This window comes from Bradyrhizobium erythrophlei (assembly GCF_900129425.1).
GTDB classification, from domain to species: Bacteria; Pseudomonadota; Alphaproteobacteria; order Rhizobiales; family Xanthobacteraceae; genus Bradyrhizobium; species Bradyrhizobium erythrophlei_C.
On record NZ_LT670817.1, the window covers coordinates 7,448,498 to 7,470,884 of the forward strand.

Annotated in this window: 17 protein-coding genes; 6 read left to right on the forward strand and 11 right to left on the reverse strand. The window is 62.6% G+C overall.

Features of this window, described 5'->3' with window-relative positions; translation table 11 throughout:
• Positions 1–77 precede the first annotated feature (77 nt).
• From B5527_RS35475 to B5527_RS35510, 8 genes are all read right to left on the reverse strand, one after another.
• Complete coding sequence (locus B5527_RS35475) at positions 78–1,715, reverse strand: ABC transporter ATP-binding protein (RefSeq protein WP_079605637.1); 1,638 nt, start codon at positions 1,713–1,715, stop codon at positions 78–80.
• Complete coding sequence (locus tag B5527_RS35480; RefSeq protein ID WP_172842760.1) at positions 1,715–2,197, reverse strand: type II toxin-antitoxin system VapC family toxin; 483 nt, start codon at positions 2,195–2,197, stop codon at positions 1,715–1,717. The genes B5527_RS35475 and B5527_RS35480 overlap by 1 nt, the downstream gene beginning before the upstream one ends.
• Positions 2,190–2,417, reverse strand: a complete 228-nt coding sequence (locus B5527_RS35485; protein WP_079605639.1) for a hypothetical protein — start codon at positions 2,415–2,417, stop codon at positions 2,190–2,192. The genes B5527_RS35480 and B5527_RS35485 overlap by 8 nt, the downstream gene beginning before the upstream one ends.
• Before the next feature lie 36 nt (positions 2,418–2,453).
• Entirely contained in the window at positions 2,454–3,632 is a 1,179-nt protein-coding gene (locus B5527_RS35490; RefSeq protein ID WP_079605640.1) for an ABC transporter permease, read from the reverse strand.
• The gene (locus B5527_RS35495) at positions 3,632–4,738 is read right to left on the reverse strand and encodes a microcin C ABC transporter permease YejB (protein WP_079605641.1); all 1,107 of its coding nucleotides are present in this window, start codon (positions 4,736–4,738) and stop codon (positions 3,632–3,634) included. The genes B5527_RS35490 and B5527_RS35495 overlap by 1 nt, the downstream gene beginning before the upstream one ends.
• A gap of 3 nt (positions 4,739–4,741) precedes the next feature.
• Positions 4,742–6,610, reverse strand: a complete 1,869-nt coding sequence (locus tag B5527_RS35500) for an extracellular solute-binding protein (RefSeq protein WP_210199319.1) — start codon at positions 6,608–6,610, stop codon at positions 4,742–4,744.
• A 14-nt stretch (positions 6,611–6,624) separates the two neighbouring features.
• Positions 6,625–8,517 carry an extracellular solute-binding protein gene (locus tag B5527_RS35505; RefSeq protein WP_172842761.1) on the reverse strand — a complete coding sequence of 631 codons (1,893 nt, stop codon included), beginning with the start codon at positions 8,515–8,517 and terminating at the stop codon, positions 6,625–6,627.
• A gap of 214 nt (positions 8,518–8,731) precedes the next feature.
• The gene (locus B5527_RS35510; RefSeq protein WP_079605643.1) at positions 8,732–9,283 is read right to left on the reverse strand and encodes a c-type cytochrome; all 552 of its coding nucleotides are present in this window, start codon (positions 9,281–9,283) and stop codon (positions 8,732–8,734) included.
• Between the two features lie 210 nt (positions 9,284–9,493).
• Here B5527_RS35510 and B5527_RS35515 point away from each other — a divergent pair, with 210 nt between their 5' ends.
• The gene (locus tag B5527_RS35515) at positions 9,494–10,234 is read left to right on the forward strand and encodes a 3-deoxy-manno-octulosonate cytidylyltransferase (RefSeq protein ID WP_079605644.1); all 741 of its coding nucleotides are present in this window, start codon (positions 9,494–9,496) and stop codon (positions 10,232–10,234) included.
• A gap of 19 nt (positions 10,235–10,253) precedes the next feature.
• Positions 10,254–11,114, forward strand: a complete 861-nt coding sequence (locus B5527_RS35520; protein ID WP_079605645.1) for a prephenate dehydratase — start codon at positions 10,254–10,256, stop codon at positions 11,112–11,114.
• 100 nt (positions 11,115–11,214) lie between these two features.
• Here the strand turns inward: B5527_RS35520 and B5527_RS35525 are convergent, their stop codons facing one another.
• Positions 11,215–12,234: an LLM class flavin-dependent oxidoreductase gene (locus tag B5527_RS35525; RefSeq protein ID WP_079605646.1), complete on the reverse strand. Its 1,020-nt coding sequence runs from the start codon at positions 12,232–12,234 to the stop codon at positions 11,215–11,217.
• A gap of 411 nt (positions 12,235–12,645) precedes the next feature.
• On the opposite strand from B5527_RS35525, the gene metF reads away from it, so the two are divergent.
• Both metF and metH read left to right on the forward strand, forming a co-directional pair.
• Positions 12,646–13,560, forward strand: coding sequence for a methylenetetrahydrofolate reductase [NAD(P)H] (gene metF, locus B5527_RS35530; protein ID WP_079605647.1), 915 nt, complete (start codon positions 12,646–12,648; stop codon positions 13,558–13,560).
• A 4-nt stretch (positions 13,561–13,564) separates the two neighbouring features.
• Entirely contained in the window at positions 13,565–17,458 is a 3,894-nt protein-coding gene (gene metH, locus B5527_RS35535; RefSeq protein WP_079607762.1) for a methionine synthase, read from the forward strand.
• A 1,285-nt stretch (positions 17,459–18,743) separates the two neighbouring features.
• Here metH and B5527_RS35540 read toward each other — a convergent pair.
• Positions 18,744–19,082, reverse strand: a complete 339-nt coding sequence (locus B5527_RS35540; protein ID WP_079605648.1) for a hypothetical protein — start codon at positions 19,080–19,082, stop codon at positions 18,744–18,746.
• 180 nt (positions 19,083–19,262) lie between these two features.
• On the opposite strand from B5527_RS35540, the gene B5527_RS35545 reads away from it, so the two are divergent.
• Both B5527_RS35545 and B5527_RS47225 read left to right on the forward strand, forming a co-directional pair.
• Positions 19,263–19,616 (forward strand): hypothetical protein, encoded by a 354-nt coding sequence (locus B5527_RS35545; RefSeq protein ID WP_079605649.1) that lies wholly within the window; start codon positions 19,263–19,265, stop codon positions 19,614–19,616.
• Between the two features lie 725 nt (positions 19,617–20,341).
• The gene (locus B5527_RS47225) at positions 20,342–20,467 is read left to right on the forward strand and encodes a hypothetical protein (RefSeq protein ID WP_276329293.1); all 126 of its coding nucleotides are present in this window, start codon (positions 20,342–20,344) and stop codon (positions 20,465–20,467) included.
• A gap of 135 nt (positions 20,468–20,602) precedes the next feature.
• On the opposite strand, the gene glpK is transcribed toward B5527_RS47225, so the two are convergent.
• The gene (glpK, locus tag B5527_RS35550; RefSeq protein WP_079605650.1) at positions 20,603–22,111 is read right to left on the reverse strand and encodes a glycerol kinase GlpK; all 1,509 of its coding nucleotides are present in this window, start codon (positions 22,109–22,111) and stop codon (positions 20,603–20,605) included.
• Positions 22,112–22,387: the final 276 nt, after the last annotated feature.

Here is a 22,387-nt window from a genome sequence, read left to right on the forward strand (position 1 = left end):
GGTGAGAAGCGCGGTGCGCGCGTCTCGAACCACGAGGCCACGATGGGCAATCATGATTCGGATCATGCCTTGACGCGCTAATCCGCGACAGCCCCGCCCGGCGCGGTTTCCAGCCGGAACGCCGCGGCGAACAGCGCGCGGGTGTAGTCGGTCTTCGGATTCTTGAACAGTTCCGACGCCGGGCCCTCCTCGACCACCTTGCCGAGACGCATCACGATCAGATGGCTCGCGAGTGAGGCGACGACCCGCAGATCATGCGAAATGAACATATAGGTCAGGTCGCGCTTGCGCTGCAGTTCGCGCAACAGATCGACCATCTGCGCCTGGAACAGCATATCGAGCGCGCTGGTCGGCTCGTCCAGCACGACGAAATTCGGCTCCAGCACCACCGCGCGGGCGATGCTGATGCGCTGGCGCTGGCCGCCGGAGAATTCATGCGGATAGCGGAATCGCGTCGCCGGATCCATGCCGACGTCCCGCAACGCCTTGATCACGCGTGCCTCGCGCTCAGTTTGCGACAGCGAGCTCTGGTGCACGCTGAGGCCTTCGGCGATGATGTCGCCGACCGACATGCGCGGGCTCAGCGCGCCGAACGGATCCTGAAACACGATCTGCATGTCGCGTCGGAACGGCCGCATCGCCTTGAACCGCAGGCCCTGGATGTTGCTGCCGAGAAACACGATCGGGCCATCCGACGAAATCAGCCGCAGCAGCGCGAGTCCAAGCGTGGTCTTGCCGGAGCCGGACTCGCCGACGACGCCGAGCGTCTCGCCCTTGCGCACCGCCAGGCTGACGCCGTCGACCGCCTTGATATGCCCGACGGTCGAGCGCAGCAGACCGCGCTTGACCGGAAACCAGACCTTCAGATCGTCGGCCGAGATCACCACCGGCGACTCCGGCCGCGGCGGCGCGGGATCCGGCTTCGGCTCGGCGGCAAGCAATGCGCGGGTATACGGATGTTTCGGCGCGGTGAAGACCTGCTCCACCAGGCCCTGCTCGACGATCTTGCCGCCGTTCATGACGCAGACCACGTCGGCGATGCGGCGAACGATGCCGAGATCGTGGGTGATGAACAAAAGGCTCATGCCGAGCCGCGCACGGATTTCCGCCAGCAGGGTCAGGATCTGCGCCTGCACGGTGACATCGAGCGCGGTGGTCGGCTCGTCCGCGATCAACAGATCGGGCTCGTTGGCGAGCGCCATCGCGATCATCACGCGCTGGCGCTGGCCGCCCGACAGCTGATGCGGATAGCTCGCGAGCCGGGTTTCCGGTTCGGGAATGCCGACCTGCATAAGCAGTTCCAGCGTCCGCGCCAGTGCCACCGACCCGCTGACACCGCTGTGCAGCTGCATAATCTCGACGATCTGTGACTCGATGGTGTGCAGCGGATTGAGCGAGGTCATCGGCTCCTGGAAGATGATCGAAATGTCGTTGCCGCGAATGCCGCGTATCTCGCGCTCCGACAGATCGAGCAATTCCCGGCCCTTGAAGCGAATGCTGCCGGAGGGATGGGAAGCGGTCGGGTACGGCAGCAGTTTCAGGATCGACAGCGCGCTGACGGATTTTCCCGAACCGGATTCGCCGACCAGCGCCACGCATTCGCCGCGCTTGATCTCATAGGAAATGTGGTCGACCGCAACCGACGCACCGCTCGGCTGGTGAAACGCCACCGACAGATCGCGGACATCGAGCAGAGGCTGGTTGATGGCATCCATTACGACATTTCTTCGATCAACCGAGGCAGCCCATCGCGAGTCACGCGGTGCAAGCCTTCCGGCAATTTTAGCGCCCGATCGAACGACAACATCCTCCTGCACCCGGCGCGAACTGCCGTCACCACATGAATGGCATCGGGAAGTTTAGGCATAGAGGCATGGGGTTTGGAGATATCTGGCTCAAGCGCGCTAACGATTCGCCGATAGTTGGCGGTTTCCATCAAGATGTCGCGCGTCACCGGGTGAAGATCGAACAAGCCACTATGCAATATCAGCTCCAAATAGTTTCGACGCCGTATGGGATTCGCCTTTGGCAGCACTTCCGCGAGCGTTAACTCACTCGTGACAGCCAAATTGACGGCTCTGTTCAGCAACTCGAATAGTGTTCGAAGGCGACCCGCTATGTCGTCGCTACCCTCGACGGCATAGATAAATACATTGGCATCAAAATACAGTTTGGACGAAGCGCTTGCGTCAGTCATCCCACTCATCCCGCTGACGGCGCAAATCTTCGTCAATCTCTTCCGCAGTTCGGAAGGGAGGGCGACGAAGAGCAAAAATCTCCTCTAGGCTCATCACCTTTTCCGGTCTTTTTTCCTCTTCGACAATCGTAACCGTGACAGTCGAAGAAGGATCGACGCCTGCCCTGAGATCCTCAGGAAGCCTCGACGCCGGATAGTGCTCGCGAATGATCCTGTTCATGTGTCACCTCTGTATCGGGGGCAAACTACCACAAATTCACCTGAACGTCTTGCGCGGATCGAACGCGTCGCGCACGGCTTCCCCGATGAAGATCAACAACGACAGCATGATCGCGACCGCAAAAAAGCCGGTGAAGCCGAGCCACGGCGCCTGCACGTTGGCCTTGCCCTGCGACAGCAGTTCGCCGAGCGAGGGCGAGCCCGGCGGCAACCCGAAGCCGAGAAAGTCGAGCGCGGTCAGCGTCATCACCGACGACGACACGATGAAGGGCAGGAAGGTCATGGTCGCGACCATGGCGTTGGGCAACAGGTGCCGAAACATGATCTTGGCATTGGACACGCCGAGCGCGCGGGCCGCCATGATGTATTCGAAATTGCGTCCGCGCAGAAATTCCGCGCGCACCAGGCCGACCAGCGACACCCATGAGAACAGCAGGAGAATGCCGAGCAGCACAAAGAAGCCGGGCACCAGCACCGACGACAGGATCAAGAGCAGATAGAGCGAGGGAATGGCGCTCCAGATTTCGATGAACCGCTGAAATCCGAGATCGAGCCAGCCGCCGAAATAGCCCTGCACGCCGCCGGCGGCGACCCCGATGATCGAGGAGATGATGGTCAGGGCAAGGCCGAACAGCACCGAGATGCGAAAGCCGTAGATCAGGCGCGCCACCACGTCGCGGCCCTGGTCGTCGGTGCCGAGCCAGTTGTATTCGAGGTCGCGGCAGCTCTTGAGGCCTTTCCGCTGCACCACGTCCTTGCATTCGGCTTCCGTCAGCATCCAGGTCGGCTTCGACGGCGCCGGCGTCGGCAAATCGAGATTATGGGTGTCGTAGGAATAGCGGATCAGCGGCCAGACGATGGTGCCGCCCTTGTCCTTGATCAGCTTCTGCAGGTAAGGATCGCGATAGTCGGCCGCGGTCTCGAAGTCGCCGCCGAAGGTGGTCTCGGAATAGCTGACGAAGGCAGGAAAATACAGATGGCCGTCGAACTTGATCAGGAACGGACGGTCGTTGGCGATCAGTTCGGCGAACAGGGAGACGAAGAACAGGATCAGAAAGATCCAAAACGACCAGTAACCCCGGCGGTTCGATTTGAAATTCTGCCAGCGGCGGCGATTGAGCGGCGACGGGCTGAACCGATGCCGCGTCATCGGCACGGCGTCACCGAGCGGCGCCTGCGTGGTGGTCTCGATCGGCGGCGGCGCGATGATCGTCATCAGACCTCCCGCGCCTCGAAATCGATCCGCGGATCAATCCACATGTAAGCGAGGTCGGAAATCAGATTGACCACCAGGCCGACCAGCGAGAAGATGAACAGCGTTCCGAACACCACGGGATAGTCACGGTTCAGCACGCTCTCGAAGCCGAGCAGGCCGAGCCCGTCCAGCGAAAAGATGGTTTCGATCAAGAGCGAGCCCGAGAAGAAGGCGTGAATGAAGGCGCCCGGGAAACCGGCAATCACGATCAGCATGGCGTTGCGGAAGACGTGATTGTAGAGCACCTGGCGTTCGCTGCAGCCCTTGGCGCGCGCGGTCATCACATATTGCTTGCGGATCTCATCGAGGAACGAATTCTTGGTCAGCAGCGTCATGGTGGCGAAGGCGCCAAGCACCATCGAGATCAGCGGCAAGGTGATGTGCCAGAAATAGTCGAGGATCTTCCAGTACCAGGGAAATTGCGACCAGCCGTCCGAGGTGAGGCCTCGCAGCGGGAAGATGTTGAAGAACGAGCCGCCGGCGAACAGGATGATCAGGAGGATCGCGAACAGAAATCCCGGGATCGCAAATCCGACGATGATGACCGCCGAAGTCCATGTGTCGAACTTCGAGCCGTCCTGCACCGCCTTGCGAATGCCGAGCGGGATCGAGATCAGATAGGTCAGCAGCGTCATCCAGATCCCGAGCGACATCGAGACCGGCAGCTTTTCCTTGATCAGCTGCAGCACGCTGACATCGCGGAAATAGCTCTTGCCGAAATCGAACCGCGAGAAATTCCACACCATCAGCGCGAAGCGTTCCGGCGCCGGCTTGTCGAAGCCGAACTGCTTTTCCAGGCTCTTGATGAAATCGGGATCGAGCCCCTGTGCGCCGCGATATTTCGATCCGACCGCGTCGCCGGAGGCGCCGACCTGGCCACGCGGGCCGAAATCACCCCCGCCACCCGAAATCCGCGACGTGCCGCCGGTGTCGGCGCCACTGAGCTGTGCGATGACGCGCTCCACCGGCCCACCCGGCGCGAATTGCACCACGACAAACGACACGAACAGGATCCCCAATAGCGTGGGGATCATCAGGAGAATGCGGCGGGCGATGTAGGCGCTCATGAATTACTTCGCCTGCTCGGCCTTGGCCGCCTTGTTTTGGTCGGTCCACCAGTTTTCCGGCGCGCCGACGCCTTGCGCATAACGCGGCGGCTTTTCGGGGTGTGCGAACTGATCCCAATAGGCGATCGGGTGCGTCGTCCGGTACCATTGCGGCACCCAATAACGGCCGGCGCGAAACACCCGGTCGAAGGCGCGGCACGCCACCGTCAGGTCGGTGCGATTGTCGGCGCCGATGATCTTTTCGATCAGCACGTCGATCGCCGGACTGGCTATCCCTGCGAGGTTGTACGACCCCTTGGTCGCGGCCGCCTGCGAGGAGAAGAACGGCCGCATGGCGTCACCGGGGGTCGCCGACATGCTGAAACGCTCGATGGTCATGTCGAAGTCGAAATCCTCCACCCGGGCGCGGTACTGCACGGGGTCGACCAGCCGCAGGCTTGCCTCGATCCCGAGCGTGCCGAGATTCTTGATATAGGGCGCATGATGCGGTTCCAGCGATGGCTCGTCGACCAGGAATTCGATTTTGAAGACTTCGCCGTTCGGCAGCACCCGCTTGCCATCCTTGATGGCGAGGCCGGCATCCAGCAACAGTTGCGACGCCTTGCGCAGCAGCGTCCGGTCCTGCCCCGACCCATCCGACACCGGCGGCACGAACGGCGAACCGAACACCTCGTCGGGTACCTGACCGCGAAACGGTTCGAGCAGCTTGAGTTCTTCCGGCGACGGCGGTCCCTTCGCCATCATGTCCGAATTCTGGAACGGCGAATGGGTGCGCGCATACGCGCCATACATGATGGTCTTGTTGGTCCATTCGAAATCGAACGCCTGGATCAGCGCCTCGCGAACCCGCGGATCCCCAAACTTTTCGCGACGGGTATTGATGAACCAGCCCTGCGCGCCCGACGGCGTTTCGTCCGGCAGGGTTTCCAGCTTGACCCGGCCATCCTTCACCGCCGGGAAGTCATAGCGCGTCGCCCAGACCCGCGCGGTGAACTCCTCGCGGAACAGATAGTTCTTGGCGGTGAACCCCTCGAACGCGACGTCGCGGTCGCGGTAGAATTCGTAGCGCACAATGTCGAAATTGTAGCTGCCGCGCGCGACCGCAAGATCCGCGGCCCACCAATCCTTCACCCGTTCGAACTCGATGTAGCGATTGACCTCGAATTTTCCGACCTTATACGGTCCCGACCCCAGGGGTCTATCGAGCGTGGATTCATCGAAGGCGCGCGCCGCGTAATAGGCTTTCGAAAAGATCGGCAGGCCCGCGACGTAGAGCGGCACGTCGCGCGCGCGCTTTTCCGCGAAAGTGACGACCAGCGTCGCGTCGTCGGGCGCTTCCGCCTTCACCATGTCGCGCATCTGCTGCACGATCAGCGGGTGGCCTTTGGTCTTGAGCGCGGTCAGCGAGAACGCGGCATCCTGGGCCGTCAGTTTCGAGCCGTCGTGAAACCGCGCCTCGGGGCGCAGCGTGAAACGGTAAATCAATTTATTGGGCGAAATCTGCACCGATTTCGCCACGAGCCCGTACATCGCATCGGGCTCGTCATTGGCGCGCACCATCAGCGGCGCAAAGGTCATGTCCATGCCCTGCGCGCCTTCACCCTTGAGGATGTAGGCATTGAGCGAGTTGAAGGTCTGGAACGACTGATTATAGGCGCGCACCGAGGGGATCAGCGAAAACACACCACCCTTCGGCGCGGAGGGATTGACGTAGTCGAAATGCGGGAAGTCGGCCGGATATTTGAGGTCGCCGAACACCGAAATCCCATGGGCCTCGCGGCCCGCATCCGTTGCGCGCGCAGCCCCCATCAATGGTGCGCTCAGCACACCGACGCCGAGACCGAGCAGATGCCGGCGGGAGAGCAGTGTGATGCGGGGAAAATCCCTCAAGACCGCTTGCCGATCCTGGCGGCCTTGTCGGCATCGTACCACCACAATGACGGCAGACCGGAATGGCCGTATTTCGGCAGCGGCTCGGCATGGCTGAAGCGGTCCCAGCGCGCATAGCGCGAAAAGCCATAGGTGAATTGCGGCACGACATAAAAATTCCACAGCAGCACGCGATCGAGCGCCTTGGTAGCGGCCACCAGGCCAGCGCGATCCTTGGCGAAGATCACCTTGTCGATCAGTGTGTCGACCGCCGGATTCTTGATGCCGATGGTGTTTCTCGAGCCAGGCTGGTCGGCGGTCTGCGACCCCCAGAATTCGCGCTGCTCGTTGCCGGGCGACAGCGACTCCGGAAAGACATCGATGATCATATCGAAATCGAAGCTGCGCAGCCGGTTCTGGTATTGCGCATCATCGACGATGCGGATCGAGGCGTTGACGCCGATGCGTTCCAGCGACGGCTTGTAAAACAGCGCGATGCGCTCCCCGGAGGGATCCTGCACCAGAATCTCGAGGCTAACCGGCTTGCCGGCGGCGTCCGTGAGCTTGCGGTCGCGTACGTCGTATCCGGCCTCCTTCAGGAGCCTCATGCTCTCGCGCAAATTGGCGCGCACGGCTTCCGGATTGCCGCCGACCGGATTGGTATAGGGCGTGGTGAAGACTTCCGCCGGCACCTTGTCGCGCACGGTTTCGAGAAGCTGCAGTTCCTGCCCCTCCGGCAGACCGGAAGAGGCCAACTCGGTTCCGTCGAAATAGCTGTCGATGCGCTTGTACTGCCCATAGAACAGCTGCTTGTTCATCTCCTCGAAATCGTAGGCGAAATTGAAGGCGCGGCGCAGCCGGGCGTCCTTGAACTGGTCGCGGCGAAGGTTGAACACGAAGCCCTGCATCCGGCCGGAATCGTTGATCGGGAATTCTTCCTTGACCACGCGCTTTTCGGCGACCGCCGGAAAATCATACTGGGTGGCCCATTGCTTGGCCGAATTCTCGCTGATCCAGTCGGCCTGATCGGCCTTGAACGCTTCGAGCGCAACCGTATTGTCGCGAAAAAACTCGAAGCGCATTTCGTCGAAATTATTCTGGCCGATCTGCGCCGGCAGGTTGGCGCCCCAATAATCCTTCACCCGCTCCAGCCTGACCGATCGCGCGGCGACGAATTCCTTGATGCGGTAGGGGCCGGAACCGAGCGGCGGTTCCAGCGTCGTTGCCGAGATGTCGCGCGGGTGGCCCTGGCTGTCGGTGCCTTCCCAGTAATGTTTCGGCAGCACCTGCAATTCACCGACAATGGTCGGCAGTTCGCGATTGCCGGGAGCGTCGAAGCTGAATTTGATGTCGCGCTCGCCGGTCTTTTCGGTCTTCACGACGTGACGATAGTAGGAGGCGTACATCGGGCTGTATTTCTTCAGCACCTCGAGCGAGAAAATAACGTCCTCCGGCGTCACCGGTTTGCCGTCATGCCAGCGGGCTTCCTTGCGAAGCCGATAGGTCACCCAGGCAAAATCGTCGGGATGGGAGGCTGATTCCGCCAGCAAGCCATATTCCGTGACGACCTCGTCCTGCGACCGCGTCATCAGCGTTTCGTTGATCAGCGCGGCGGCTGGCGCGATCGTGCCTTTGACGCCGGCAACCGCGATGTTGAAATTGTCGAAGGTGCCGATCGCTATCATGCGGGCGACGCCGCCTTTGGGGGCATCCGGATTGACGTAGTCGAAGCGCTTGAAGTCGGCGGGGTATTTGATGTCGCCGAACAGCGACAGAGCGTGCCGCCAGACCGGCTCGCCGGCTGCCGTTTGCGCTTGCGCCGGGCTGACTGCCGGCAGGCCGGATGCGAGAGCCGGGGCGACTGCGGCGAAGGCGCCGCTTTGCAGCAGATGTCGTCGGGTAATTGCCAAATGAACCATTCCTGTAGCTTTACGGAAACACCAACTAGGGACGCAATATAAGGCAAGGTTTCGACCGATTATGTTGCTTTTTCCTCATGATACTAGCTTGTGAATGACCCGGCTGCGGCGAAACGTCCCGATCAGGCGTCGGGGACCGCCACAGCAAAACGGCCGGGCAATGGCCCGGCCGTTTGTGACGAAATTCATTGGGGGCCGAGGGCCGTTACTTCGCCGCCGTCGGCAGCGGAACCGGATTATCCGACAGCGTGTGCAGATAATCGATCACGTCAGCGCGCTCGCTGTCCTTCGGAATGCCGGCAAAACCCATCGCCGTGCCTGGGATAAAACCCTTGGGATTGGCGATGAACTTGTTGAGGTCGTCATAGGTCCAGTTGCCGCCCTTGGCCTTCATGGCCGCCGAGAAATTGAACCCGCCGCGATCCACGCCTCTGGCGTCGCCGACGATCCCGTAAAGATTCGGACCGACGCGGTTGGGGCCGCCCTTCTCGAAGGTGTGGCAGGCGGCGCATTTCTTGGCCGCGGCAGCGCCCTTCTCGACGGAAGCGGTCTGCAACAGCTTCTCGATCGGCTCCGACGGCGGGGCAGCGGCTTCCTTGGCGCCGCCTTCGGGTGCTTCCTTGACGGCGATTTCAAAACCCGGCTTTTCCGGCATCTTCGGTGCGAAAAGCGCGTTGGCGGTGAAGCTCGTCACGAGCAGAACAAGGCAGGTGCCGAGGATGGCACCGAGAATTTTATTGAGTTCGAAGGAGTCCATTTTTGGATCAGGCTCCAGGCCGGAAGGTCGACGTTCAGGCCGGAGAGAAACGGCCGCGGATAAGCATCAGGAATCAGGCTTTCGCACCGCACCCGAGCCAGGATGAGATATCGGTTTGCCCGTGCTCTGGCAACCCGTATAAATGCGCCAACTATCCGCCGATCCCCGTCATTTCCGGCTCGTCGGCTGCCGGGTCCAGACCTCATTCCGATGACCGAAACCCGCACTCTTGTGCTGATTCCCGCCCGCATGGCGGCGACCCGCCTGCCCGGCAAACCGCTGCTGGATATTGCCGGGCTGCCGATGATCGTCCATGTGCTGCGCCGGGCCGAGGCCGCGCAAATCGGCCGCGTGGCGGTCGCCACCGACACGCCGGAGATCGCCGCGGCGGTGACCGCCCATGGCGGGGAAGCCGTCATGACCTGCTCCGACCATCCGTCCGGGTCGGACCGGGTTTACGAGGCACTCGGCAAGCTCGATCCAGGGGGCGACGCCGAATTCGTGGTCAATCTGCAGGGCGATTTTCCGACCATCCTGCCCGACAATATCCGCAGCGTGCTCGGCCCGCTGGCCGACCCCACGGTCGATATCGCAACGCTGGCCGCCGAAATCCACAGCGCGGAGGAGGACACCAATCCGAATGTGGTGAAGATGGTCGGCTCGATTGTGAGCGCGCAGCGGCTGCGGGCACTTTACTTCACCCGCGCCACCGCCCCCTGGGGCGACGGGCCGCGCTACCATCATATCGGGCTCTATGCCTATCGCCGCGCGGCGCTGGAGCGTTTCGTGGCGCTGCCCCCCTCGCCGCTGGAACGGCAGGAAAAGCTCGAACAGTTGCGGGCGCTCGAGGCCGGGATGCGGATCGATGTGACCATCGTGGACACCGTGCCGCGCGGCGTCGATACGCCGGCCGATCTTGAGACCGCCCGGCGCATACTGGCCAAAACCTGAGCGGCTGATACAAGGCGCCATGACAAAAGCCATGAAAATCGCATTCCAGGGCGAGCCGGGCGCGAATTCCCACATCGCCATTGCCGAAGCCTATCCCGACGCCGAGCCGCTGCCCTGCCCGACCTTCGAGGACGCGCTGGCCGCGATCGCTTCGGGCGAGGCGGATCTCGGCATGATCCCGATCGAAAACTCGGTCGCCGGCCGCGTCGCCGACATCCATCATCTCTTGCCGCAATCCGGCCTGTTCATCGTCGGCGAATGGTTCTTGCCGATCCGCCATCAGCTGATGGCGCCGCGCGGCGCCAAGCTGGCCGATATCAAGACGGTGGAGAGCCACGTCCATGCGCTCGGGCAGTGCCGCCGCATCATCCGCAAGCTCGGCATCCACCCGGTCGTCGCCGCCGATACCGCGGGATCCGCGCGCGTCGTCGCCGAGCGCGGCGACAAGAGCCGCGCCGCGATCGCCTCGCGGCTCGCCGCCGATATCTACGGCCTCGATATCCTGGCCGAGGACGTCGAGGACGAGGCCCACAACACCACGCGTTTCGTGGTGCTGGCGCGCCAGGCGAAATGGGCGGTCCAGGGATCCGGGCCGCTGGTCACCACTTTTGTCTTCCGGGTGCGCAATCTGCCGGCCGCGCTCTACAAGGCGATGGGCGGCTTTGCCACCAACGGCGTCAACATGACCAAGCTCGAAAGCTACATGGTCGACGGCAATTTCTTCGCCACCCAATTCTACGCCGACGTCGATGGTCATCCCGAGGACAGGAACCTCGCCTTTGCGCTGGAGGAGCTGAAATTCTTCTCGCGCGAGTTTCGGATTGTGGGCGTGTATCCCGGGCATCCGTTCCGCGCGACGTTCAGCGAGAAGCAGGAGTAATTTCGAAACCGTCATTCCGGGGCGACGCATAGCGTCGAACCCGGAATCTCGAGATTCCGGGTTCAGCCCTGCGGGCTGCCCCGGAATGACGGCGTATAATTTACGCCGCCGCTTTCTTCCCCAGCCCGAACGCATCCGCCAGCAATTGATAGGATTTCTTCCGCGCCTCGTGATCGTAGACCGCGGTGATGATCATCAGTTCGTCGGCTTGGCTTGCCGTGATCATCGGCTGCAGCTTCGCCATCACCGTCGCGGGGCTGCCGACGAACAGCCGCGAGCGGTTGCGGGCGATCGAGGCGCGCTCGCTGTCGGTGTAGGGATAGGCCAGCGCCTCCTCGACGCTGGGCAGCGGCAGGTACTGGCCGCGGTCCCGGCGCAGGCGGTTGAGGTCCATCGAGGATGCCAGACGCTCGGCTTCCGCGTCGGTCTCGGCGGCAATTGCGGCGACGGCGAGAATGCCGTGCGGCGTCGCGCGCCAGCCCGATGGCGTGAAATGCGCGCGGTAATTGGTCAACGCCGCGATCGCATCATACGAAGCAAAATGATGCGCGAAGGCGAAACCCATCCCGACCTGGGCCGCCAGTTCCGAGCTGTAGTCGCTGGAGCCGAGCAGCCAGATCGGCGGCAGCGGCACGTCGTCGGGCATCGCCACCACGTTGTTGTAGGGATGGCCGGGCGGAAAGCCGCGGGTCTCCCACAGGATCAACTCCTGCAGCCGCTCGAGAAAGTCATCGCCCTCGCGGCGATCGAGCCGGCTGCGCAGCGCGTGCGCGGTGGCGCCGTCCGTGCCCGGCGCGCGGCCGAGGCCGAGATCGATCCGGCCGGGGAATAGCGCCTCCAGCATCTTGAAGCGTTCCGCCACCATCAGCGGCGCATGGTTCGGCAGCATCACGCCGCCGGAGCCGACCCGGATCCGGCTCGTCACCGCGGCGATCTGCCCGATCATGAGATCGGGCGCCGGGCTCGCCACGGAAGCTAGGTTGTGATGTTCGGCCAGCCAGTAGCGGACATAGCCCAGCGCGTCGGCGTGGCGCGCCAGATCGATGCTGTTGCGCAGTGCCGCGGCGGGCTTGGTGCCGGTGGTGACCACCGAGAGGTCGAGGATGGAGAGAGGAATCATGGGTTTAACCTAATGCCCCATGGCCGGCCCACAAAGGCCCGGCCGCGCACATCACCCGCCCTGGCTGGGCGAGGCGCCGCCGGTTCAGCGACCGAAGGGTGGGTGGGACGGAAACAGCATTTTCCCGGGTATAAGTATGCTACCCACAGCCGCATTCGGAGGCGCCCGGTCCAACCGTCATCTGCATAAAATTCAACATTTATTGGGTTATCTCTCGACATCGACACCTGAAACAAGCCCTTCAAACCGCTGCCCACCCGCTCAATAAACGGCCGAATATTATAGATTTCATACATATATTGGGCAATTTCCCATCCTCAATGGGCTGTTTTGGCAGCCACGTTTGACCTATTTTAGCGCATTGCAGCTAAGCCGGACGTCCGTACGACCCGAAGTGGAGTTTGTGGTGCCATGACCGAGGTTACGCCCCCCGCGTCCGATAGCCACCGCGCGCTCAAGGCGCCGGCGATCTCCTTCGAGTTCTTCCCGCCGAAGACCGAGGAGATGGAGCGCAATCTTTGGGAGACCATCAAGCGCCTCGCGCCGCTCGCGCCCAACTTCGTCTCGGTAACCTATGGCGCCGGCGGTTCGACCCGCGAGCGCACCCATTCCACCATTGCCCGCATCCTTACCGAGACCAGGCTGACCCCGGCCGCGCATCTCACCTGCGTCGACGCGCCCTGCGCCGACGTCGATGACGTGGTCGCGCACTATCACGAGGTCGGCGTCCGCCATATCGTGGCGTTGCGCGGCGATCCCACCAGCGGACTCGGCGGCGTCTACGCGCCGCACCCGCAGGGCTATCGCAGTTCGGCCGATCTCGTCGCCGCGATCAGGCGCCGCCACGGCGATATCGAGGTGACGGTTTCGGCCTATCCGGAAAAGCACCCGGAGAGCCCGAGTTTCGATGCCGATATCGACATGCTCGAGGCCAAGGTCGATGCCGGCGCCACCCGGGCGATCACGCAATTCTTCTTCGATAACGATCTCTACTTCCGTTACCTCGACCGGGTGCGGGCGCGCGGCATCGGGATTCCGATCGTGCCGGGGATTCTGCCGGTGCAGAATTTCAAGCAGGCCGCCAATTTCGCCAAGCGTACCGGCGCCAGCATGCCGGACTGGCTCGCCGAAAAATTCGACGGCCTCGACGACGATCCCGAAACCCGCAAGCTGGTGGCGGCCGCCGTCGCGGCCGGCCAGGTGCAAAAACTCGCCAAGCACGGCGTCGATACCTTTCATTTCTACACCATGAACCGCGCCGACCTGGTGTTCGCCATCAGCCATCTGCTCGGCCTACGGCCGCATGGCGCACAGAAAGCCGCCTGATCCGATGACTGTTGCTGTTTCTCCCAAACGAACCGCCCTGATTGCGGCTGCGCGTGAGCGCATCCTGGTGCTCGACGGCGCCATGGGCACCATGATCCAGGGGCTGGAATACGACGAGGCGGCGTTTCGCGGCGAGCGCTTCAGGGATTTCAACCGCGACCTGCGCGGCAACAACGACCTCTTGATCCTGACCCAGCCAAAGGCGATCGAGAACATCCACGCCGCCTATTTGCGCGCCGGCGCCGACATCGTCGCCACCAATACGTTTTCCTCGACCTCGATCGCGCAGGCCGACTACGATCTCTCCGGCATTGCCTATGAGATGAATCTGGAAGGCGCGCGACTTGCCCGCGCCGCCGCCGAACGGGTCACGGCCGAGGACGGCAAACCGCGATTCGTCGCCGGCGCCATCGGCCCGACCAACCGCACCGCGTCGATCTCGCCGGATGTTTCCAGCCCCGGTTTCCGCGCCGTCACCTTCGACGATCTGCGCACGGCCTATGGCGAGCAGATCAAGGGCCTGCTCGACGGCGGCGCCGACCTGCTGCTGGTCGAGACCATCTTCGATACCCTCAACGCCAAGGCGGCGCTCTACACCATCTCGGAGATATGCGAGGCGCGCGGCATCGACGTGCCCGTGATGATCTCGGGCACCATCACCGACAAGTCCGGGCGCCTGCTGTCGGGGCAATTGCCGGAAGCGTTCTGGAATTCGGTGCGGCATGCCAAGCCGATCACCATCGGCTTCAACTGCGCGCTGGGCGCCGAGGATCTGCGCGCCCACATCGCCGATATCGGCCGCGTCGCCGACACGCTGGTGTGCGCCTATCCGAATGCCGGACTGCCCAACGAATTCGGCCAGTACGACGAGAGCCCGGAATATATGGCGCGCCTGATCGGCGAATTCGCCCAAGCCGGCCTGGTCAACGTGGTCGGCGGCTGCTGCGGCACCACGCCTGATCATATCGCCGCGATTGCCGCGGCGGTCGCGCCGCATCGGCCGCGCGCGGTCCCCGAAATCGCGCCTCGCCTGAGGCTTTCCGGCCTGGAGCCGTTCGAACTGACGCCCGCGATTCCCTTCGTCAACGTCGGCGAACGCACCAACGTCACCGGGTCGGCCAAATTCCGCAAACTGGTCACCGCCGGCGATTACACCGCGGCACTTCAGGTGGCGCGCGACCAGGTCGAGAACGGCGCCCAGATCATCGACGTCAACATGGACGAAGGGCTGCTGGATTCGGAAGCGGCGATGGTGACGTTCCTCAACCTGGTCGCCGCCGAGCCCGATATCGCCCGCGTCCCTGTCATGGTGGATTCCTCGAAATTCGCCGTGATCGAAGCCGGCCTGAAATGCGTTCAGGGCAAGCCGGTGGTGAACTCGATCTCGATGAAGGAAGGCGAGAAAAAATTCATCCACGAGGCCACCATCGCGCGGCGTCACGGCGCCGCCGTGGTGGTGATGGCGTTCGACGAACAAGGCCAGGCCGACACGTTTGCGCGCAAGACCGAGATCTGCAAGCGCGCCTACGACATCCTGGTCGGGCAACTGAATTTTCCGCCCGAAGACATCATCTTCGATCCCAATATCTTTGCGATCGCGACCGGACTCGAGGAGCACAACAATTACGGCGTCGACTTCATCGAGGCGACGCGCTGGATCCGCCAGAACCTGCCGCACGCCCATATCTCCGGCGGCGTCTCCAACCTGTCGTTCTCGTTCCGCGGCAACGAGCCGGTGCGCGAGGCCATGCATTCGGTGTTCCTGTATCATGCGATTCATGCCGGCATGGACATGGGCATCGTCAATGCCGGGCAGATGATCGTCTATGACGACATCGATCCCGAGCTGCGCCAGACCTGCGAGGACGTCATCCTCAACCGTGATCCCGGCGCCTCCGAACGGCTGCTGGCGCTGGCGGAAAAATTCCGCGGCAAGGAGAAGCAGACCAAGGAGCAGGATCTGGCCTGGCGCGAATGGCCGGTCGAGAAGCGGCTGTCCCACGCGCTGGTGCACGGCATCACCGAATTCATCGAGGCCGATACCGAGGCCGCCCGACAGCTGGTCGAGCGCCCGCTCAACGTGATCGAAGGCCCGCTGATGGCCGGCATGAACATCGTCGGCGACCTCTTCGGCGACGGCAAAATGTTTTTGCCGCAGGTGGTGAAATCCGCCCGCGTCATGAAGCAGGCCGTCGCCTATCTGATGCCGTTCATGGAACAGGAAAAGGCGCGCAACCTCGCCAACGGGATCGCCGGCGATGGCCGCAGCTCCGCCGGCAAGATCGTGCTCGCCACCGTCAAGGGCGACGTCCACGACATCGGCAAGAACATCGTCGGCATCGTGCTGCAATGTAACAACTTTGAAGTCATCGACCTCGGCGTCATGGTGCCGGCGGCAAAAATCATCGAGACCGCGAAAGCCGAGGGCGCCGATATCATCGGACTGTCCGGCCTGATCACGCCGTCGCTCGACGAGATGAGTTTTCTCGCCAGCGAACTGGAACGCCAGGGCATGACGGTGCCGCTCTTGATCGGCGGCGCCACCACCAGCCGGGTCCATACCGCCGTCAAGATCGACCCGAACTATCGCGGCGGACCGGTGGTGCATGTCAATGACGCCAGCCGCGCCGTCGGCGTCGCCTCGTCGCTGCTGTCGCCGGAGCGGCGCGAGGCCTATGCCGCCGAGGTGCGCGCCGACTACGCCAAAATTTCCGCGGCGCATTTCCGCGCCCAAGCCGACAAGAGGCGGCTCAGGCTCGCTGACGCCCGCGCCAACGCGGTTGTCATTGATTTTGCCAAGGCGCCGCCGAAGCGGCCGGCGTTTCTCGGCATAAGGAGTTTTGCCGACTACAATCTCGCCGAACTCGCCGAATACATCGACTGGACGCCGTTCTTCCAGACCTGGGAATTGACCGGGCGTTTCCCCGCCATTCTCGACGACGAGAAGGTCGGCGAGGTCGCGCGCGCGCTGTACGACGACGCCCGCAAGATGCTCGATCTCATTGTCAAGGAGAACTGGTTCAAGGCGCAGGCCACCATCGGCTTCTGGCCGGCCAACGCCGACGGCGACGACATCGTGGTCTATGCCGACGACAGCCGCCGACAACAGATCGCGACGTTTCATACGCTGCGCCAGCAACTGGAAAAGCGCGAAGGCCGCTTCAATGCCGCGCTGTCGGATTTCATCGCGCCCGTGTCGTCCGGCGTGCCCGACTATATCGGCGCCTTCGTGGTCACCGCCGGGATCGGCGAGGACGTGATCGCCGACCGTTTCAAGAATGCCAATGACGATTACTCCTCGATCCTGTGCAAGGCGCTGGCGGATCGTCTGGCGGAAGCCTTTGCCGAGCGGATGCATGCGCGCGTGCGCCGCGAATTCTGGGGCTATGCGCCGGATGAAGCGCTGACGCCCGATCAGCTGATCCTCGAACAATACGCCGGCATTCGCCCCGCGCCCGGCTATCCCGCGCAGCCCGATCACACCGAGAAGGGCACGCTGTTTGCCCTGCTCGATGCGGAAAAGACCGCCGGCGTCACGCTGACCGAGAGCTATGCGATGTGGCCGGGCTCGTCGGTATCCGGACTCTACTTCAGCCATCCCGAGAGTTTCTATTTCGGCGTCGGCAAGATCGAGCGCGACCAGGTCGAGGATTACGCCGCGCGCAAAGGCTGGAGCGTGGCGGAAGCCGAGCGCTGGCTGGCGCCGGTTTTGAACTATATTCCGACGCAGGATCAGTCCGCGCAGGATCGCCGCGTCAAGGAGGCGATGCCGACACTGGCGCCGATATCGGCGGTGCCGGCGAACGATGTCGCCTCGAAAGAAATGGCCGCGCACCCGCCGGGGTGCAATTGCGCGGTGCATCTGGCATATCGCAAGAAGGCCGCGAGGGCCGGGTAGGCTCGAACCTTCTTCCCTCTCCCCTTGTGGGAGAGGGTGGCTCGAATGAGCGAAGCGAATTCGAGACGGGTGAGGGGTCCTCTTCGCGGATGCAGACCCCTCATCCGGCACGGACTTCGCGTAGCCGGCGCAAAGCACCGGCGTACCCACGAAGAACGGCGGCCGAGGGCCGCCTGTGGCCACCTTCTCCCACAAGGGGAGAAGGAAAAATGCCGCGACATCCAATACCATCATCGCGAGCCAACGGCTCGCGCGAATGCGCGCCCGATGATAGGCTCCGCGATGCAATCCATGACTGAAACACCCAGTGTTCCGGCAACGGCGGTGAGCTCCCTCTGCCCCTTGTGGGATCGAGACGAGCGAAGCTCGCTCTCTAGGGTTGGGGTGAGGGGTTGCGGTCTATCGATAGTCCGTAACCCCTCACCCGGATCGCATCTGACGATGCGATCCGACCTCTCCCACAAGGGGAGAGGTGAAGGCCGCCCGGCTTTTGGCACCGCCGATATCGGATTCAATTTTTCAAACAGCCAAGGCGCAAAAATGATTGTAAGACCGTCATTGCGAGCGAAGCGAAGCAATCCATAGTACAGCAAGAAAGAAAGAGTGGATTGCTTCGCTTCGCTCGCAATGACGGCGAATGCGAACACACCTTCGCGATCTCGCGGCGCGACGCGCCCGAGGTTTGCAATTAATCTCCGCCCTCTTGACCAGAGGGCGTGGGGAATGCCGGGCGCCCGATGCACCCGCAGCCTCGTGTGCGCATGGGGTAGTAAGTATGCACACGAGTATTCACAGCGAGCCATCGGAAAACACCCGACATTCCCGCACGCAATGGTTTACGGCTTATACCGTGCTCTCCCCGGTGATCGGCTTTCTTGCCACCGTCGTTACGCGGATTAATCCGCAAAACTTGACACCAGCGTCGGGGTGTCAGGACCACACGTCTTCGCCGTCCGCTGCAAGCAACGCCCGTCAAGCGCGCCGCCGCGTCCACCGCATCCCGCCCCGCGTCCGTGACGTCGCGAGCCGCCCCTCTGAGTGGGACGGGACGGCCAGAGATATACAACTGATTTGGGTCTTCGGAAAATCCGAATATTTTTCAAAAGGGGCTGGACACGAAATCGCGGAGCAAGCCTGACGGGCAAATCAGTTCGCTCCCTTTACCTCTCCACGCAAGCGGGGTGAGGTGAAGAGCGGCACTCTCTGGTCTCATTCGCCGCCTGCCAAACGGCGCGAATGAGCCAAAACGGAAATGAACGAGGTCGTGCGGTACGACCATCAGCCCTCAGGCTAGCTGCACGGGCCCGTGATCGTCGCAATGACCACCGTGCGGATGGTGCAGCCGGCCGTCCACAAGATAGTCAATATGGTCGCCATGCGGCACCTGTTGATGTCCGCAGTTTGGACCGTGGGCGTGTGAGCAGTGCACTTCAGGCGTGCACTGCGCGGGATTTGTTGAGTTCACCGCGATGACATGCTCGTCCACGTGATCCCCGTGCATGTGGTGGAGATGGCCGTCGTGAAGATAATCCACATGGCCATCGTGGCGGATCGCGGTGTGTCCGCAATGCGGCCCATGGTTGTGCGTGTGGTTGGCGTGGTGTTTCTCGGTACATGTGGCCATTGGTGCCGCTCCTTGCGAACGCTCGGTCGCCCGTCGAGCCCATCATTCCAGCCTTTAAAATGAGATAGGGAGCCTGCCTGCGATGCCCAAGACGATCAAACAAAGCTGATTGATCTGTCCGGATGGTATGTTATAACATAACATCTTCCTGATTTAGGCCTTCGAGCCCGGGGGTTCGAGATGGCAGTTCTTTTCTTCCCAAAAGCGCCGAACCACCGATGGAACGCGGTGCTTCAACTGAGAGAGCATGCCCGGATCGCCATCGGCGCCGATGATGAAACGATCGTCACGATCAGCGAACGCGATGGCGGCGATTCCGGTTGCGGAAGCGCCCGGACCATCGTGCTCATCATGCATCCGAGAAGGCCAACCGCGGCCGTCGGAATCGGCAAGCCGCTCGAGCAGATCACTCAGACAGACCTTTCCGATGCACTTGCGCCATTGGCCGCACGAACCGGCCGGTCCGGCGCCTCCGTCGAAACCGAAATGACCATCGGTCCCGCCCGCGCATCGACGCTGGTTGAGCCGCACTAATTTCAACTTCAGCAAACGGACAATCCCATGCAGGCGGCTCCGAACCAACCTCCCGTCACGGTGATCACCAATCCCACATTGAGGGTGCTAAAGCGCCCGCCCCTAGCCCCCAAAGGAAAACGGCCCCAGCTCGGGGGCTCTGGGACCGTCTCACTGAGATATGCCGGGGGCGGCCCGGCACGAGTCTGGATGTAGGTTCGTAAAACGCCGATCCCACTAAATTCTATTTTAGAAATCAGCAGTGGCTTTTTAATCTGCGAGTGGCCGACCTTTAATCTGCGAGTGGCCGATCTCAAGACCAGAAAAAACCGCCCGGGCGCGACGCCGGGCGGCTTTCCATGCGACTGCCGGCAGTGCTCCGGTTCCGTCGCATCTGTAGCTGAACTTTAGAAGCCCCGGGAGAAATGGGGCGGCCATGATTTCCGATGTGGGTTCGCTGTTCGCCGAGGCCATTAAATTCGGCTTTAGAGGCCGCCTTGGTTGGCCGGCCTCTTTCATTTTACCGGACCTGCCGCATCCGCCAGATGGGGCCGTCCCGTTCGATTCCAGGGGTGGTCCTTTTTGGACCCGGCCCGTTTCACACCTCAGTGTGACTGGGTTGAGCCAGTCAACGGCCTGATTTGATCGAATGGTCTCGGAACCAGATACATAGGTATGGTTTCGGACATTTCCTCGGAACGAATGCCCATCTTGTGCTTGATATGACAAATGTACGGAGAAGGGTCGTGTTCGGAAGAAAAGCCAAATTCGAGTCCGAGGAGCTGATGGCCGGCGTTTTTCTCGGCATCATGATCGCTGGCGTAAATACACTGATCGTTTTGGGAGCGGCTTTCGCGTTCGCGGTGATTTGAAGACCGCCTCAATTGACGGCGCCTTTCACTTGTGGCTGCTCAACAGGTTGTGAACGCCGCTCCCCAGAGTCATCTAGGCGATTTGATCCTCTTCGCCTCCCCTTGTTCTGGCCCCTGGGAACAGAAGTGAGGTAGCTAAAGCGCCTCCCCCTCATCGCTGGCCAGCAGCCCCTTCACCGCCCGCGCCCATCCCTTAAGTTTCCGCTCGCGCGTCGCCTGGCTCATGTTGGGCTTGAAGCGATGCTCCAGCCGCCAGTTGTCGGCGAATTTTGATGGCTCCGGATAGACGCCGGCCGCGAGCCCGGCGAGATAGGCGGCGCCGAGCGCGGTGGTTTCCTGGATCATCGGGCGATCGACCGGCGCGTCGAGCAGATCCGCGAGCCGCTGCATGGTCCAGTCCGACACGGTCATGCCGCCGTCGACGCGCAGCACGATGTTGGCGGCTTCCGCCTCCGGCCAGTCGGCGCGCATCGCCGCCCACAGATCGCAGGTCTGGTAGCAGACGCTCTCGAGCACGGCATGGGCGATCTCGGCAGGTCCGGTGTTGCGGGTCAGCCCGAACAGCGCGCCGCGCACCCGCGGATTCCAGTGCGGCGCGCCCATGCCGACAAAGGCCGGGACCAGATAGACCGACTGCGTCGAGTCGGACTGGTCGGCGAGCGGGCCGGTCTCGGCGGCGTTCTTGATGAGGCCGATGCCGTCGCGCAACCACTGCACCGCGGAGCCGGCGACGAAGATCGAACCTTCGAGCGCGTAGGTGCGCTGGCCGTTGAGCTGATAGGCGATGGTGGTCAGGAGCTTGTTCGTCGAGTTGACCGGCGTGGTGCCGGTGTTGAGCAGGGCAAAGCAGCCGGTGCCGTAGGTCGACTTGATCATCCCCGGCGAAAAGCAAGCCTGGCCGATGGTGGCGGCCTGCTGGTCGCCGGCGATGCCGCGGATCGCGATCGCGCCGCCGAACCATTCAGGCCGGCTCTCGCCGAAATCGGCGGACGAGTCCTTCACCTCGGGGAGCATCGAGCGCGGCACCCGCAGGATCTTCAGCAACTCATCGTCCCACCCGCCGGTGTGGATGTTGAACAGCAGCGTGCGCGAGGCGTTGGTGGCGTCGGTCGCATGCACCTTGCCGCCGGTCAGCCGCCACAGCAGATAGCAGTCTACGGTGCCGAACATCAGCTCGCCGCGCTCGGCGCGGGCGCGCGCGCCGGGGATCGAATCGAGAATCCAGGCGACCTTGGTGCCGGAGAAATAGGGATCGATGATCAGGCCGGTTTTGGCCGAGATCGCGGGCTCGTGGCCTTCGCTCTTTAATCTCGCGCAGATGTCGGCGGTGCGGCGATCCTGCCAGACGATGGCGCGATGCACCGCCTGGCCGGTGACGCGATCCCACACCACGGTGGTCTCGCGCTGGTTGGTGATGCCGATCGCGGCGATGTCCCGGGCGTCGAGGCCGGCTTTCTTCAGCGCCTCGCGGCAGGTGGCGATGGTCGAGGTCCAGATGTCCTCCGGCTCGTGCTCGACCCAGCCCGACGCCGGAAAATGCTGCGGGAATTCAGCTTGTGCAGTCGCGGCGATGGAGATGTCGCTCCGAAACACAATGGCGCGCGAGGACGTGGTGCCCTGATCGATGGCCAGCACATGAGACATGATATTTTTCCTGGCGTTGCTTCCCGGGATTTGTTTGCGGTGTTGCGGTAAGGCAAGCGGATTGGGAAGGGAAGGTCAATATGATGACGCGATGCTCCCCTCCCCCGCGCAGCGGTGGGGTCGAGACGAGCGAAGCTCGCTCTTAAGGGGTCGGGGTGGGGGGCGTATCAGCGAGCGCCGCTAGCAGCGAGTTTGCTGAAGCACCCCCCACCCCCGACCCCTCCCCACCACGCGCGATGCGCGTGGGAGGAGGGGAGCGCTTTGTGCATGGCGCTT

Coding starts and splice junctions, on each gene's coding strand:
- B5527_RS35475 (WP_079605637.1), bottom strand. CDS start 1,715: ATGGATGCCATCAACCAGCCTCTGCTCGATGTCCGCGATCTGTCGGTG.
- B5527_RS35480 (WP_172842760.1), bottom strand. CDS start 2,197: ATGACTGACGCAAGCGCTTCGTCCAAACTGTATTTTGATGCCAATGTA.
- B5527_RS35485 (WP_079605639.1), bottom strand. CDS start 2,417: ATGAACAGGATCATTCGCGAGCACTATCCGGCGTCGAGGCTTCCTGAG.
- B5527_RS35490 (WP_079605640.1), bottom strand. CDS start 3,632: ATGACGATCATCGCGCCGCCGCCGATCGAGACCACCACGCAGGCGCCG.
- B5527_RS35495 (WP_079605641.1), bottom strand. CDS start 4,738: ATGAGCGCCTACATCGCCCGCCGCATTCTCCTGATGATCCCCACGCTA.
- B5527_RS35510 (WP_079605643.1), bottom strand. CDS start 9,283: ATGGACTCCTTCGAACTCAATAAAATTCTCGGTGCCATCCTCGGCACC.
- B5527_RS35515 (WP_079605644.1), top strand. CDS start 9,494: ATGACCGAAACCCGCACTCTTGTGCTGATTCCCGCCCGCATGGCGGCG.
- B5527_RS35520 (WP_079605645.1), top strand. CDS start 10,254: ATGACAAAAGCCATGAAAATCGCATTCCAGGGCGAGCCGGGCGCGAAT.
- B5527_RS35525 (WP_079605646.1), bottom strand. CDS start 12,234: ATGATTCCTCTCTCCATCCTCGACCTCTCGGTGGTCACCACCGGCACC.
- metF (WP_079605647.1), top strand. CDS start 12,646: ATGACCGAGGTTACGCCCCCCGCGTCCGATAGCCACCGCGCGCTCAAG.
- metH (WP_079607762.1), top strand. CDS start 13,565: ATGACTGTTGCTGTTTCTCCCAAACGAACCGCCCTGATTGCGGCTGCG.
- B5527_RS35540 (WP_079605648.1), bottom strand. CDS start 19,082: ATGGCCACATGTACCGAGAAACACCACGCCAACCACACGCACAACCAT.
- B5527_RS35545 (WP_079605649.1), top strand. CDS start 19,263: ATGGCAGTTCTTTTCTTCCCAAAAGCGCCGAACCACCGATGGAACGCG.
- glpK (WP_079605650.1), bottom strand. CDS start 22,111: ATGTCTCATGTGCTGGCCATCGATCAGGGCACCACGTCCTCGCGCGCC.